The sequence below is a fragment of the Streptomyces sp. NPDC054849 genome, from assembly GCF_053610945.1.
On sequence record NZ_JBSGZI010000005.1, the window covers coordinates 40,162 to 54,118 of the forward strand.

Consider the following 13,957-nt stretch of genomic DNA (forward strand, 5'->3'; position numbering starts at 1 on the left):
ATGGCTGCGCACACATCCGGGGGGAGCCGCGCATGGAAACCGAGCACCGCGTCAGCACGCTGGAGCTGTTCTTCGACCTCGTCTTCGTCTTCACCATCACGCAGTTGACGGTGCTTCTGGCAGACGACCTGAGCCTGCGGGGCGCGGGCCAGGTGGTGCTGATCTTCACCGTGCTGTTCTGGATGTACGGGGGCTACGCCCACCTGACCAACCAGGTGCCGCCGGACCGGACCGTCCGGCGGGTGCTGCTCATGCTGGCCATGGGGGCGTTCCTGGTGTGCGCCCTGGCCGTGCCCACCGCTTTCGGGGCGGGCGGCATCGCCTTCGGCCTCGGGTACCTGCTGGTCGTCCTGGTCCACAGCGCGCTGTTCACCCAGGCGCACGGGCGCGGGGTGCTGTGGTTCGCGCTGCCCAACGCCCTGTGCGCGCTGTCGGTGACGGCCGCCGGGTTCTTCGACGGGCTGCCGGCCTGGGGCCTGTGGATGCTGGCGCTGCTGCTCCAGTTCCTGACGCCGGTGGTCGTACAGCGGGTCGCGGCGAGCGGGGCGGCTGAGCCCGAGGGGGCCGCGGGGGCCGCAGGGCCCGAGCCGTCGGATCGGGCCGAGCGGTCCGAGGCGCCCGAGCAGACGGTCGGCGACCAGCTGGGCGGAATGAACGCAGCGCACCTGGTGGAGCGGCACGGCCTGCTGCTGATCATCGTCTTCGGCGAGTCCGTGATCGCGATCGGCATCGGGGTGGGCTCGCTGCCCCTGTCCTTCGGCATCGCGGGCGGGGCCTTCCTGGCCCTGACGATCGCCTCCGCGATGTGGTGGATGTACTTCGTGCGCGACGAGGGCCGGGCCGAGGAGGTCTTCGCGCAGACCCCGCCGGAGCGGCGTTTCAAGCTGGCGATGGTCGCGTACTACTACGCCTTCCTGCCCATGCTCCTGGGCATCGCCGTCTTCGCGGCGGGCGTGAAGAAGACCATCGGGCACCTCGGCGAGCACCTGCACACCGGCCCGGCGGTCGCGCTGGCGGGCGGGGTCGCCCTCTACCTGGCGGGGGACCTGGCCTTCCGCGCCGCGCTGGGCATCGGGCCGGGGCGGTACCGCGCGGCGGCTCTGGTGCTCGCGCTCGCCACCGTCCCCGTGGGCCTGGGCTGGACGGGGGCCGGCCAGCTGGTGGCCCTTGCGTGTGTCCTGGTCGGCGCACTTGTCGCCGAGGGCCACCGCTCCCCCGCCGCACGGGCGGAGGGAACCGGCGTGGCCTCCGTCACGGGCAGCGGATGACCTGGCCCGCGTAGGAGAGGTTGCCGCCGAAGCCGAAGAGGAGGACCGGGGCGCCCGAGGGGATCTCGCCGCGCTGGACCAGCTTCGACAGGGCCATCGGGATGCTGGCGGCCGAGGTGTTGCCGGAGTCGACGACATCGCGGGCGACCACGGCGTTGACGGCGCCGATCTTGGCGGCGAGCGGCTCGATGATCCGCAGGTTCGCCTGGTGGAGGACGACCGCGGCCAGTTCCTCCGGGGTGACTCCGGCCTTCTCGCACACCTTGCGGGCGAGCGGCGGGAGCCGGCTGGTGGTCCAGCGGTAGACGGACTGGCCCTCCTGGGCGAAGACCGGCGGAGAGCCCTCGATCCGGACGGCGTTGCCCATCTCGGGGACCGAGCCCCACAGAACCGGTCCGATGCCCGGCTCCTCGCAGGCCTCGACGACGGCGGCGCCCGCGCCGTCTCCGGTGAGCACGCAGGTGGAGCGGTCGCTCCAGTCGGTGATCTCGGTCATCTTGTCGGCGCCGATGACCAGGGCGCGGGTGGCGGAGCCGGCCCGGATGGCGTGGTCGGCGGTGGCCAGGGCGTGGGTGAAGCCCGAGCAGACGACGTTGATGTCCATCACGGCGGGGCTGCCGCCCATGCCCAGCTTGGCGGCGACGCGCGCCGCCATGTTCGGCGAACGGTCGATCGCGGTGGAGGTGGCGACCAGGACCAGGTCGATGTCGTCCGGGGTCAGGCCGGCGCCGGCCAGCGCCTTGCCCGCCGCCTGGTAGGCCAGCTCGTCCACCGGCTCGTCCGGGCCCGCCATGTGGCGGGTGCGGATGCCGACGCGGGACCGGATCCACTCGTCGGTGGTGTCCACCATGGCCGCGAGGTCCTCGTTGGTGAGCACTTTCGCGGGCTGGTAGTGCCCTAGCGCCACCACGCGTGAACCGGTCATGGGCGGGGTCCCCCCTTGTACGGAAGTCAGGATCACCCAGCTTTGCCTGCTACTGGTGGGTACGTGTGCGTGTGACCCGACAGGATTCCGGCCCCGGATTTTGGAGATTCCCGAGGATCCTCCTGCCGGGGACACCGCAGGAAGCGGAACCGGGACAATGACCTCGTCGGATACCGGCGAGAACAGAAGGGGTGGGCTGATCACCATGGGACGCGTCACCGAGCGCCGTCGCGTCGTCCGGATCCGGAACGGCGGGGCGGGCGTCCGGCCGGACACGCTGGTGGCCGAGGAGCCGCTGGAGATACGGCTGAACGGCAGACCGCTGGCCATCACGATGCGCACGCCGGGCGACGACTTCGCCCTGGCGGTGGGCTTCCTGGTGAGCGAGGGGGTGCTCGGCGCCGCTTCGGACGTCCAGGCCGTCACCTACTGCGAGGGGGCGACGGAGGAGGGTTCCAACACCTACAACGTGGTCAACGTGCAGCTGGCCGCCGGGGTGCCCGTTCCGGACATCACGCTGGAGCGCAACGTCTACACCACCTCCTCCTGCGGCCTGTGCGGCAAGGCCAGCCTGGACGCGGTCCGCACGGCGACGCGTTTCCCGGGAATCGCCGCCGATCCGGTACGGGTACCCGTGGAGGTCCTCTGCGAACTCCCGGACCGGCTGCGCGCGGCGCAGAAGGTCTTCGACCGTACGGGCGGCCTGCACGCGGCCGGGCTGTTCACCGCGCAGGGCGAGCTGCTCGACCTGCGGGAGGACGTGGGCCGGCACAACGCGGTGGACAAGATCGTCGGCCGCGCGTTCCAGGCCGGCCGGCTCCCGCTGACGGGCGCGGTCCTGCTGGTGTCGGGCCGGGCCTCCTTCGAACTCGCGCAGAAGGCCGTGATGGCGGGCATCCCGGTGCTGGCGGCCGTCTCCGCGCCGTCCTCCCTTGCGGTGGACCTGGCGCTGGAGTCGGGCATGACGCTGGTCGGTTTCCTGCGGGGGCCGGACATGAACATCTACGCGGGTGAGGAGCGGATCACCCTTTAGCCCTCCGTCGGCCGCGGCGGGTGGATTCGGCGGCCGGTTTCGGGGTCGGCGGGTCGATGCGGTGGAGATCCAGGGTGGCCGGGATCGGGGTGCTGCCCGGGCCGCCCGTCGCGGCCCAGGCGATGATCTCGTCGGTCGCGGTGTCGTCCAAGGCCCAGCCGAACCATGCCGCGCGGGCGCCGCGGCGGCGGGCCTCGCTGGTGGGCTGGACCACGATGACGTTGGCCTGGGCGCACGGGCCGAGGCAGTCGCTCGTACGGACGGCCAGGCGGCCCCCGGAGGCGGCGGCGGCCTCGCGCAGCCGGGCGAGTTGGCCGTCGTGGTCCGTGCCGGGGTTCTTGCGGGCGTCACCGCAGCAGCAGCCGCGGCAGACCACCAGGGTGCAGGGGCGTTCGGCGTGCGCGGCGAGCGGGCGTATCCAGGTCACTACCGCACGTTAACGGCCCCGGGGGGCGGGGTGTTGGGCCGGGGGCGAGACCTCCGCCACATGGTCTGCCGCGCGTTGAGGCTCGGGATCCCGGGCGCGGCGGCGGGCGATGACCGCGCAGATCATCAGCTGCATCTGGTGAAAGAGCATCAGCGGGAGCACGGCGAGGCCGGCCTGGGCTCCGAACAGCACGCTGGCCATGGGGAGTCCGGCTGCCAGGCTCTTCTTCGACCCGGCGAACTGGATGGCGATGCGGTCCTCGCGGCCGAAGCCGAGGCGCGCCGCTCCGTACCAGGTGACCACGAGCATGACGGCCAGGAGTACGGCCTCCACCAGCAGCAGGGCGCCGAGGCGCGGGACGCTCACCTGCTGCCAGATCCCCGCGACCACGCCCGCGCTGAAGGCTGCGTACACGACGAGCAGGATGGAGCCGCGGTCCACATGGCCGAGGACCTGCTTGTGGCGGACGAGGAAGCCGCCGATCCAGCGGCGCAGGGCCTGGCCGAGGAGGAAGGGCAGCAGGAGCTGGAGGGTGATCTTGAAGAGGGAGTCGGGGGAGAAGCCGCCCGCGTCCGCGCCGAGCAGGGTGGCGGCGAGGAGCGGGGTGAGGACGATGCCGGCCAGGCTGGAGAAGGAGCCGGCGCAGATCGCGGCGGGGACGTTGCCGCGGGCGATCGAGGTGAACGCGATGGAGGACTGGACGGTCGAGGGGACCAGACAGAGGAAGAGCAGGCCGCCGTAGAGCGGGGGCGTGAGGAGGCCGGGGACGAGTCCGCGGGCGGCGAGGCCGAGGAGCGGGAAGAGCAGGAAGGTACAGGCGAGCACCGTGAGGTGGAGCCGCCAGTGGCGCAGCCCTTCGAGGGCCTCGCCGGTGGAGAGCCGGGCGCCGTAGAGGAAGAAGAGCAGGGCCACGGCCGCGGTGGAGGCGCCGTCGGCGAAGGTGGCGGCCGCGCCGCGGGCGGGGAGCAGGGCGGCGAGACCGACGGTGCCGAGCAGGGCCAGGATGTACGGGTCCAGGGGCAACCGGGCGAAGAGGTTCGGGCGGCGCATGTGCGGGGTGCTCACTTGCTGTCGGGACGGCTGGTGCGGGTGAGGCGATGGCTGGGGTGCGGGGCGCAGGCGTTTCCGGGGCGGGCACTGCCATGGTGCCGGGGCGGGTGGTGGGGTGGCGGCCGCTACCCCCGGGGAGTGCTCCCTCCATGGTCGGGGCGGGAGCGGCGATCGGGAAACCTGCACACGGCACTCACTGTCATCACGCATCCCGATGAGCGCGGCTAGCATGGGCTGTATGTACGACCCCGTCCAGCTGCGCACCTTCCTCACGGTGGCCCAGACGCTCAGCTTCACCCAGGCCGCGGGGCGGCTCGGCGTACGGCAGTCCACGGTCAGCCAACACGTGCGGCGGCTGGAGGAGGCGACCGGGCGGCCGCTGTTCGTCCGGGACACGCACAGCGTCGAGCTGACGGAGGACGGCGAGGCGCTGCTCGGCTTCGCACGGACGATCCTGGAGGCGCACGAGCGCGCGGCGGCCTTCTTCACGGGGACCCGGCTGCGGGGCCGGCTGCGCTTCGGGGCCTCGGAGGACTTCGTGCTGACGCGGCTCCCGGAAATCCTCGAAGCGTTCCGGCACGAGCACCCCGAGGTGGATCTGGAGCTGTCGGTGGAGCTCTCCGGGACGCTGCACGAGCGGCTGGACGCGGGGCGCCTCGATCTGGTGCTCGCGAAGCGGCGGGGCCCCGGGGACGAGCGCGGCCGCCTCGTCTGGCGGGACCGGATGGTGTGGATCGGCGCGGAGGGGCTGCGGGTGGACCCGGAGCGTCCGGTCCCGCTGATCGTCTTCCCGCCGCCGGGCATCACCCGGGCCCGGGCGCTGGAGGTGCTGGAGCAGGACGGGCGGGCGTGGCGGATCGCGTGCACGAGCGGCAGTCTGAGCGGGTTGATCGCGGCGGCGCGGGCCGGACTGGGCGTGATGGCGCACACCCGGGGGCTGATCCCGCCGGGCCTGGTGCGGGTCGGCGGGCTGCCGGAGCTGGGGCCGGTGGAGTTCGCGCTGCTCCGCGGGCCGCGCGCCTCGGCCGCTGCCGAGGCCTTGGCCACGGCCGTCCTCTCCGGCGCGGACCGGCTCAGCCGCGCCGGCTGACCGTCCTGTCCGGCGCGAACCCGCGCACCCGCACACCCGCACACCCGCACACCCGCACACCCGCACACCCGCACACCCGCACCGATTGACCGTCCTCTCGGGCGCGAACCCGCGCTGCCGCGCCGGTCGACCGGTCGCACCGCCGAAGTCCTTCCGCACGGTCGGCGGCCCACCGCACAGAGCCGCTCCCCACCCCGAGCCCGCACGTCAAAGGCTTAGGGAGCGTGATCACTGGGGAGGTCTTGTGGAGGTATCCGAACGCCCGTCAACCCCCCTTGACCGTGAGGTACGTTCACCGCGGCGCGCGGAGAGGAGCGGGGCCCTTGCACGAGATCACCGTCCCACCGGTCGTCACGGGCACGCCCGTCGGCGGGCTGGCCGACGTCGTCTTCCAGCACGCCCACCAGGAGCCGGACCGGGTGGTGCTCGGCCGCAAGATCGACGGGGTCTGGCGGGACGTGACGTCAGGGGAGCTGGCCGCCGAGGTGCTCGCGCTCGCCAAGGGACTGCTGGCCCAGGGGGTCCGCTTCGGAGACCGGGTCGCCGTCATGTCCCGCACCCGGTACGAGTGGACGCTCTTCGATTTCGCCTTGTGGGCGATCGGCGCCCAGCCCGTGCCCGTCTATCCGACCTCGTCCACCGAGCAGGTGTACTGGATCCTGTACGACACCGACTGCACGGCCTGCGTCGTCGAGAACGAGGACCAGGCCATGACGGTGGGCTCGGTCATCGACCGCCTCCCCCACCTGCGCCGGCTGTGGCAGCTCGACGCCGGGGCCGTGGACGGGCTCGTCTCCGACGGCCGCGGGGTCGCCGACGACGTCGTACACCGCCATCGCGGCGCCGTGACGCCCGACGCGACCGCCACGGTCATCTACACCTCCGGGACCACCGGCCGGCCCAAGGGGTGCGTGCTCACGCACGCCAACTTCATGTACGAGGCCGACACCCTGGTGACTCGCTGGGAGTCCGTGTTCCAGGCCCGGCAGGGCGACCGGCCGTCCACTCTGCTGTTCCTGCCGCTGGCCCACGTCTTCGGGCGGATGGTGGAGGTGGCCGCCGTACGGGCGCGGGTCAAGCTCGGGCACCAACCGGTGGTGGCGGCCACCGAGTTGCTCCAGGCCCTCACCGCCTTCCGGCCGACCTTCGTGCTCGGTGTCCCGTACGTCTTCGAAAAGGTCTTCGCGGCCGCCCGGCGCAAGGCCGAGGCGGAAGGGCGGACCGGGCCCTTCGACCGGTCCGTGGAGACGGCCGTACGGTACGCGGAGGCGCGCGAGCGCAGGGTCTTCGGCCTCGGGCCGGGACCCTCCGCCGGGCTGCGCATGGAGCACCAGATCTTCGAGAAGCTCGTCTACGGGAAGGTCCGCGAGGCGATGGGCGGCCGGGTGCGGTACGCCATGTCAGGCGGGTCGGCGATGTCGCGCCGTCTCGGGCTGTTCTACGCAGGCGCCGGGATCACGGTCTTCGAGGGATACGGCCTGACCGAGTCCTGCGCGGCGGCCACCGCGAATCCGCCGGAGGCGACGAAGTACGGCACGGTGGGCCTGCCGATCCCGGGCAGCACCGTGCACATCGCGGACGACGGGGAGGTCTGGCTGCACGGCGGCCACATCTTCTCCGGGTATCTGAACGACCCCGCCTCCACGGAGGCGGTGCTGCGCGGCGGCTGGCTGGCGACCGGGGACCTGGGGCGCCTCGACGAGGACGGATACCTCACCATCACCGGGCGCAAGAAGGACATCCTGGTGACCTCCAACGGCAAGAGCGTCGCGCCGGCCGCGCTGGAGGAGCGGGTCCGCTCGCACCCGCTGGTGTCGCAGTGCGTGCTGGTGGGCAACGACCGGCCGTACATCGCGGCCCTGCTCACGCTGGACATGGAGGGGATCGCGCACTGGCTGTCGATGCGCGGCCGGCCCCAGTTGCCGGCCGCGGACCTGGTGCACGATCCGGACCTGACGGCGGAGGTGCGCCGGGCGGTGGTCGCGGCCAACACACTGGTCTCCCAGGCCGAGGCGATCCGCACCTTCCGGGTGCTGGGGGACGAGTTCACGGAGGAGCGGGGACTGCTGACCCCCTCGCTGAAGCTGAAGCGCCGGGCGATCGAGAAGGCGTACGCGAAGGAGGTCGCGGACCTCTACGCACCCTGAGCGGGGCCGAGGCCGTGGCGCCGCGGCTGCGGCCATGTCAGCCGTCCGGGGGACGCGCCCCCGGCGCCCGGCGGCCGGCACGGAGGCCAACGGTCACCTTGGAGAGTGAGTGGTCAGTGGTCACCGCTCAGGCCCAGCGGCCATCATGGAGACCCGGCCGTCATCGCGGAGGCGGAGGCGGGGCGGGGGGCGGGGGCGTGATCCGGCGGGTGGCGGAGCGCAGCGCGAGGGCCATCACCACTTCGAACACGCCGAGCAGGACGAGCCACAGGCCCAGCAGCCGCGTCAGGGCGACCGCGGAGTCCACCGGGAAGCAGAGCACGACGATTCCGGCGACCGCGCCGAGGACACCCAGGCCGAAGAGCAGGCCACGGTGCAGGAGACCGCGGTCGGCGATCGCGACGTACGCCGTGAGCACTCCCGTCAGAAGCCAGAACACCCCGACGATCAGGGACAGCGCGCCGATCGTCTGCATCGGATGCCGCAGCACCAGGACGCCCGCCAGGAACGCCAGGACGGCGATCAGGATGCCCGCCAGTCTGCTGCCGCCCCCGTCGCTGCTGTGCGAGAAGGCCGAGACGAAGCGGAAGCCGCCCGCCACCAGGAGCTGGAGGCCGATGATCACGGCCAGGACGTGCAGCGTCTCGTCGGGCCAGACGAGCACCAGGATGCCTGGGATCAGGGTCGCGAGGGCGAAGCCGAGCGCCCAGTGCCACGAACCTCCGAGCTGCCTGAGGACGTCCTCGGGGTCGCTCTGCGTGCGCTGCGGTGCCGCGTCGGGGGGTACGGTCATCACGCCTCCCGGGCCGGCCGGACAACCCGTAGGGGCACCACGAGGCCGCCGGACATACCGTGTGTACCTGTCCGGGCAATTTTAGCCCGGTATGGCACGGCTTGCCGCCTCGGCGGGGCGGGTCCTCCATCCAGGGCCCGGGGCCTGGCGGATCGCCCCGCCCCTCGCCCGTCGCAGGTCCCGGCGCCCTCCCGGCTGCAACCGGGCAGAACTGACGGTTCGTCAACTCCTTTCGGCGAAAATATTGACGATGCGTCAGGTCACGCACAGAATGCGGGGATTCCGACCGGAGGGGATCCCCGACATGTTGCGACCCATCCGCACCCTGGCCGCCGCGGCGGCGGCCCTCGCGCTCGTTTCCGCCTGCAACTCCGCCTCCACCAACGGCGCCGGCCCCGGTGGCGCCGGTGACGCGACCGGCAACTCCCGTGGGGTGACCTCCGACTCGATCAAGGTCGGCGGCATCGTGTCGATGACCACCGCCGGCGGCTACAGCAAGAAGGACACGGATCTCGGCGCCAAGGCCCGCTACCTCAGAGCCAACGCCGAGGGGGGAGTCAACGGCCGCAAGATCGACTACATCGGCGCGGAGGACGACGGCCAGGATCCCGCGAAGAACATGGCGGCCGCCCGCAAACTCGTCCAGCAGGACAAGGTCTTCGCCGTCTCCCCGATGAGCTCGGTGACCTTCTCCGGCGCCGACTTCCTGGAGCAGGAGAAGGTCCCCACCTTCGGCTGGGGCACCCTGCCCTCCTTCTGCGGGCCCAAGCACATCTACGGCTTCAACGGCTGCCTGGTGCCCACCCCCGGCGGCACCCTGAACCAGACCTGGCCGGAGGGCATCGGCCAGATCCTCGGCGGGGCCCGGGGCAAGTCGGTCGCGATCATCGCCAACGACAGCGACGCCGGCAAGTTCGGCGTCCGGACCTTCCAGCAGGGCTTCACCAGCGCCGGCTTCACAGTCTCCTACGCCAAGGCCTCCGTACCGGGCACCGCCGTCCCGAGCGACTGGTCCGCGTACGTGAAGGAGATCCTCTCCGGCAACGACGGCAAGGCCCCGGACGCCGTCATATCCGTCATGCAGACCCCCAACAACATCGGGCTCTTCACCGCCCTCAAGCGCAGCGGGTACAGGGGACTGCTCTCCGACCCCACCGACTACGACCCGGGGCTGCTCGCCCAGGACGCCACCAGGCAGGCCCTCGACGGGGTGTACGTGCTGCTGCAGTTCCAGCCGTTCGAGTCGACCGATCCGAAGATGGCGCAGTTCAAGGCCGACATCAAGGCGGCCGCGGGCGGCAAGGAGGTGCCGCTGAACATGCACATGCTCACCGGGTACATGTCGGCCGACCTGTTCGTGTCGATCGCGCAGAAGGCGGGCAGGGGCCTGACCGTCGAGTCCTTCCAGACCGCCGCGCAGAGCTTCTCCGACACCGGCACGCTCGTCGGCGACCGCGCGGAGCCCAAGGGGCAGAAGGACAGCTTCGGCTGCGGAGCGCTCGTTCAGCTGAAGAACGGCGCGTACGAGGTCTCCGTCCCGTTCAGATGCCACGAGCCCATCCCCTTCAAGTAGGGCTGCGGCATGGGAGATCTGCTCGTCTTCGTCCTGAGCGGTCTGGTCTCCGGCGCCCTGTACGCACTGCTCGCCACCGGGCTGGTGCTGTCGTACTCGGCGTCCGGACTGTTCAACTTCGCGCACGGGGCCACCGCCTACCTGTGCGCGCTCACCTTCTACGAGCTGCACTCGGGGCTGGGCTGGCCGGCCGTCCCGGCGGCGCTGCTGGTGGTGTGCGTCCTGGCCCCCGGTCTCGGCTGGGGGCTGGACCGGCTGATGTTCCGGCGGCTGGCGCGGGTCGGGGAGACGGCGCAGATCGTGGCGACCATCGGGCTGCTGGTGGCGCTGCCGGCCGCCGGGCTGTGGCTGGTGGAGCTGCTGGCGGACGCGGGGGCGCCGGTGAAGCCGGCGGAGAACCGGTTCGGGCTGCCGGGGGTGGGGCCGAGCCCCGCGAAGTCCTGGCAGCTCACGGAAGGGGTCGGCGTCGACTCCGACCAGCTGATCACCTGGGTGGTGACGGCGCTGGTGGCGGTGGCCCTGTGGGTGCTGATGCGGCACACGCGCCTCGGGCTGGAGCTGCGGGCCGCCGTCGACAACCGCTCGCTGACGGAACTGCGCGGGATCAGCGCCGACCGGTTGTCGTCGGTGGCGTGGATGATCGCGTCGGGGCTGGCCGGCCTGGCGGGTGTGCTGGCGACGCCGTTGCTGGGGCTGTCGGCGCACGACTTCACGCTGTTCCTGTTCGTATCGGCGACGGCCGCGGTCATCGGGCGGTTCGCGTCCGTGCCGCTCGCCTTCGCGGGCGGACTGGGGCTGGGGGTCCTGCAGAATCTGGTGGCCGGATACGCGTCCTTCGCGGAGTCCGTCACCGGCTTTCGCACGGCGGTGCCCTTCCTGATCCTGTTCGGCGGGCTGCTGGTGCTGACCCGCAGGGCGCGGACGGCGGGCGTCGCAGCCGTGGACGCGCCGCCGGTGGACCATCTGGCCGGGGCGTCGTGGGGGCGGCGTTGGGGCGTGTGGGCAGGGGCCGGAGCGCTGCTCTGCGTCGCCTTCTACACCGTCACGACACCCTTCTGGAGCGGCCTGCTGGCGCAGGGGCTGGCCATCGCGCTGGTGTTCATGTCCTTCACCGTGGTCACCGGGCTGGGGGCGATGGTGTCGCTGGCGCAGGGCACCTTCGTGACCGGGGCGGCCCTCGTGGCCGGCCTGCTGATGAGCCGGGGCTGGCCGTTCGTGGCGGCGCTGGCGGTGGGCACGTGCACGGCGGCCCTGCTGGGGGCGCTGGTCGCACTGCCGGCGCTGCGGCTGGGGGGCAGGTCCCTGGCGCTGGCCACGCTGGCGCTGGCGTTCCTGGCCGACCAGGTGCTGTTCCAGCTGAGGTGGCTGCGGAACGGTGATACGGGGTGGTCGATCCCGCGGCCGGTGTTCGGGCCGGTGGACCTGTCCGACGACCGGGCGCTGGGGGTGGCCCTGGTGGTGCTGGTCACGCTGGCCGCCGCCGGGCTGAGCGCGCTGCGGAACTCCCCGTCGGGGCGGGCGATGCTGGCGGTGCGGTCCGCCCCGGCGGCGGCGGTGGCGTCGGGGGTGTCCGTGCTGCGGACGAAGCTGCTGCTGTTCACGCTGTCGGCGGGCCTGGCCGGGTTCGGGGGCGTGATGTACGCGTCGTACAACACCCGGATCACGGCCACGGACTTCACGGCGATGACGGGGCTGGTGTGGCTCGCGGTGGTCGTGGCGGCCGGTGTGCGGCGGCCGCAGTACGCCGTGGTGGCGGGGCTGGTGTTCGCGGTGGCTCCGCGGCTGCTCTCCGACTACGTGACGGAGTCCGCGTACCTGCCGGTGATCCTCTTCGGCCTGGCGGGGCTGGCCCTGGCCAATGACCCGGACGGGTATTGCGCGGCGGTGCCGGTGCGCTTGGCTCGCAGGCGCGCCGCCGCTTCACGGCGCTGCGCCCCGGACGCCGCGCCTCACACGCCGGCGGGGACGCCTGCAAGGGCTCCGCTCCCGGATGATGCGGCTCACCCGGCGTGGGAGGGCGCGGGCGCGCGGCGCACGTACGGGGGCCGGGGCGTGGGCGCAGGGCCGGGAGGGGGCGGGGTGGGGGAAGGCTCCGCGGGGACCGCGCCCGTGCCCGTGCCGGCACCCGCACCCGTGCCCGTACTCGCACCCGCACCCGCACCCGCACCCGCACCCGTGCCCGTACCTGCCCTCGCGCTGCGCGGCGTGACGGCCGGGTACGACGGGGGCCTCGTACTGCACGGGGTCGATCTCACGGTCCGCAAGGGGGAGATCCTCGCCGTGCTCGGGCCCAACGGGGCCGGGAAGAGCACCGCCTGCCGCGTCGCCGCCGGTCTGCTTCCGGTCGTGGAAGGGGTGGTACAGGTATCCGGGCGGGATGCCACCCGCGACGGCGCCGTGCGGCGGGCCCGGGCCGGTGTGCTGCTCGCCCCCGAAGGACGGGGGATCTTCCCCGCGCTCACCATCGAGGAGAACCTGGCCCTGTACCTCAAGGAGGCCGGCGCCCGGGCCGCCGTCTACGCCCGCTTCCCACGGCTCGCGGAACGGCGCGGCATTCCCGCCGGGGCGCTGTCCGGCGGGGAGCAGCAGATGCTCGCTCTGGCCCCGCTGCTGCAGCGGCCGCCCGAGGTGCTGATCGCCGACGAGCCGTCCCTGGGGCTCGCCCCGCGCGTGGTGGAGGAGGTGTACGCGCTGCTCACCGAGCTCCGCGACGCCGGGACCGCCCTGCTCCTGGTGGAGGAGAAGGCCGCGGAGATCCTCGGCATCGCCGACACCGTGGCCTGTCTCTCCCAGGGCCGGGTCTCCTGGTGCGGCCCCCGGGCCGAGGTGGAGGCGGACCGGCTCACCGAGGCCTACCTGGGGATGGGGACATGAGCGGCTACGTGCTGGAAGCGAGCGGTGTCAGCGTGCGGTTCGGCGGGGTCAGGGCGCTGACCGGGGTCGATCTGGGGATCCGGGCGGGCGAGGTGTGCGGGCTGATCGGGCCCAACGGCGCCGGGAAGACCACGCTGTTCGACGTCCTGTCGGGGATCCGCCGCCCCGACCGGGGGCGGATGCTGCTGGACGGGTCGGACATCACCCGCCGCTCCCCCGTGTGGCGGGCCCGGCACGGGATGCGCCGGACCTTTCAGCGGCAGCAGTTGTTCGGGCAGCTCACCGTGGCCGACAACGTGCTGGTCGCGCAGGAGTGGCGGGGCGGCGGGGGCGGGCTCGCCGCCGACTTGGTCGCCTCACCCACCCGCCGCCGCAGGGAACGGGAGCGCCGCACCCGCGGCGAGCGTGTGCTGGCCGACTGCGGAATCGGCGCGCTCGGGACCTCCTACGCCGGCGGCCTGCCCGTCGGGCAGGGCCGGATGGTCGAGCTGGCCCGGGCGGTGGCCGATCCGCCGCGGGTGCTGCTGCTGGACGAGCCGGCGTCGGGCATGTCGGCGCCCGAGTGCGAGCGGCTCGCGGCGGTCGTCCGGCGACTGGCGGCGCAGGAGGGCTGTGCGGTGCTGCTGGTCGAGCACAACGTGGCCTTCGTGATGGAGCTGTGCTCACGGGTCGTCGTACTGGACCTCGGGACGGTGCTGGCCGAGGGCACGGCGGCCGAGGTGCGGGCGAACCCGCTCGTGCGGGAGGCGTACCTCGGGTCCGCGTGACGCGGGTCCT

11 protein-coding genes are annotated in these 13,957 nt (G+C 72.8%); 7 read left to right on the forward strand and 4 right to left on the reverse strand.

Going from position 1 to position 13,957, the window contains the following annotated elements; genetic code table 11:
* Positions 1 to 32: 32 nt before the first annotated feature.
* Entirely contained in the window at positions 33 to 1,268 is a 1,236-nt protein-coding gene (locus ACWGIF_RS03905; protein WP_453490605.1) for a low temperature requirement protein A, read from the forward strand.
* On the opposite strand, the gene ACWGIF_RS03910 is transcribed toward ACWGIF_RS03905, so the two are convergent.
* Positions 1,252 to 2,193, reverse strand: a complete 942-nt coding sequence (locus ACWGIF_RS03910) for a beta-ketoacyl-ACP synthase III (RefSeq protein ID WP_453490608.1) — start codon at positions 2,191 to 2,193, stop codon at positions 1,252 to 1,254. The two genes, ACWGIF_RS03905 and ACWGIF_RS03910, sit on opposite strands and share 17 nt — an antisense overlap.
* A gap of 205 nt (positions 2,194 to 2,398) precedes the next feature.
* Between ACWGIF_RS03910 and fdhD the strand changes: the two genes are divergently transcribed.
* A complete protein-coding gene (gene fdhD, locus ACWGIF_RS03915) occupies positions 2,399 to 3,226 on the forward strand; it encodes a formate dehydrogenase accessory sulfurtransferase FdhD (protein ID WP_453490611.1) in 828 nt (275 codons plus the stop codon).
* On the opposite strand, the gene ACWGIF_RS03920 is transcribed toward fdhD, so the two are convergent.
* Positions 3,216 to 3,653, reverse strand: coding sequence for a (2Fe-2S) ferredoxin domain-containing protein (locus tag ACWGIF_RS03920; protein ID WP_453490614.1), 438 nt, complete (start codon positions 3,651 to 3,653; stop codon positions 3,216 to 3,218). The genes fdhD and ACWGIF_RS03920 overlap by 11 nt on opposite strands.
* A gap of 9 nt (positions 3,654 to 3,662) precedes the next feature.
* Entirely contained in the window at positions 3,663 to 4,703 is a 1,041-nt protein-coding gene (locus ACWGIF_RS03925) for a bile acid:sodium symporter family protein (protein WP_453490842.1), read from the reverse strand.
* Between the two features lie 238 nt (positions 4,704 to 4,941).
* On the opposite strand from ACWGIF_RS03925, the gene ACWGIF_RS03930 reads away from it, so the two are divergent.
* Both ACWGIF_RS03930 and ACWGIF_RS03935 read left to right on the forward strand, forming a co-directional pair.
* Complete coding sequence (locus tag ACWGIF_RS03930) at positions 4,942 to 5,793, forward strand: LysR substrate-binding domain-containing protein (protein ID WP_453490617.1); 852 nt, start codon at positions 4,942 to 4,944, stop codon at positions 5,791 to 5,793.
* A gap of 323 nt (positions 5,794 to 6,116) precedes the next feature.
* Entirely contained in the window at positions 6,117 to 7,940 is a 1,824-nt protein-coding gene (locus ACWGIF_RS03935; protein WP_453490620.1) for an AMP-dependent synthetase/ligase, read from the forward strand.
* Between the two features lie 160 nt (positions 7,941 to 8,100).
* Here ACWGIF_RS03935 and ACWGIF_RS03940 read toward each other — a convergent pair whose 3' ends face one another.
* Positions 8,101 to 8,733: an HdeD family acid-resistance protein gene (locus ACWGIF_RS03940; protein WP_453490623.1), complete on the reverse strand. Its 633-nt coding sequence runs from the start codon at positions 8,731 to 8,733 to the stop codon at positions 8,101 to 8,103.
* 304 nt (positions 8,734 to 9,037) lie between these two features.
* Between ACWGIF_RS03940 and ACWGIF_RS03945 the strand changes: the two genes are divergently transcribed.
* Genes ACWGIF_RS03945 through ACWGIF_RS03955 form a run of 3 tightly spaced genes read left to right on the forward strand, consistent with a single transcriptional unit; the run spans position 9,038 to position 13,947 of the window.
* Positions 9,038 to 10,306, forward strand: a complete 1,269-nt coding sequence (locus ACWGIF_RS03945; RefSeq protein WP_453490626.1) for an ABC transporter substrate-binding protein — start codon at positions 9,038 to 9,040, stop codon at positions 10,304 to 10,306.
* A gap of 9 nt (positions 10,307 to 10,315) precedes the next feature.
* Positions 10,316 to 13,180: an ABC transporter permease subunit gene (locus tag ACWGIF_RS03950; RefSeq protein WP_453490629.1), complete on the forward strand. Its 2,865-nt coding sequence runs from the start codon at positions 10,316 to 10,318 to the stop codon at positions 13,178 to 13,180.
* The gene (locus tag ACWGIF_RS03955; protein WP_453490632.1) at positions 13,177 to 13,947 is read left to right on the forward strand and encodes an ABC transporter ATP-binding protein; all 771 of its coding nucleotides are present in this window, start codon (positions 13,177 to 13,179) and stop codon (positions 13,945 to 13,947) included. Before ACWGIF_RS03950 ends, ACWGIF_RS03955 begins: the two co-directional genes overlap by 4 nt.
* Positions 13,948 to 13,957: the final 10 nt, after the last annotated feature.

Bases quoted from the DNA above. Each gene is read 5' to 3' on its own strand.
- ACWGIF_RS03910 (WP_453490608.1), bottom strand. From the start codon at position 2,193: ATGACCGGTTCACGCGTGGTGGCGCTAGGGCACTACCAGCCCGCGAAA.
- fdhD (WP_453490611.1), top strand. From the start codon at position 2,399: ATGGGACGCGTCACCGAGCGCCGTCGCGTCGTCCGGATCCGGAACGGC.
- ACWGIF_RS03905 (WP_453490605.1), top strand. From the start codon at position 33: ATGGAAACCGAGCACCGCGTCAGCACGCTGGAGCTGTTCTTCGACCTC.
- ACWGIF_RS03925 (WP_453490842.1), bottom strand. From the start codon at position 4,703: ATGCGCCGCCCGAACCTCTTCGCCCGGTTGCCCCTGGACCCGTACATC.
- ACWGIF_RS03950 (WP_453490629.1), top strand. From the start codon at position 10,316: ATGGGAGATCTGCTCGTCTTCGTCCTGAGCGGTCTGGTCTCCGGCGCC.
- ACWGIF_RS03930 (WP_453490617.1), top strand. From the start codon at position 4,942: ATGTACGACCCCGTCCAGCTGCGCACCTTCCTCACGGTGGCCCAGACG.
- ACWGIF_RS03955 (WP_453490632.1), top strand. From the start codon at position 13,177: ATGAGCGGCTACGTGCTGGAAGCGAGCGGTGTCAGCGTGCGGTTCGGC.
- ACWGIF_RS03945 (WP_453490626.1), top strand. From the start codon at position 9,038: ATGTTGCGACCCATCCGCACCCTGGCCGCCGCGGCGGCGGCCCTCGCG.
- ACWGIF_RS03940 (WP_453490623.1), bottom strand. From the start codon at position 8,733: ATGACCGTACCCCCCGACGCGGCACCGCAGCGCACGCAGAGCGACCCC.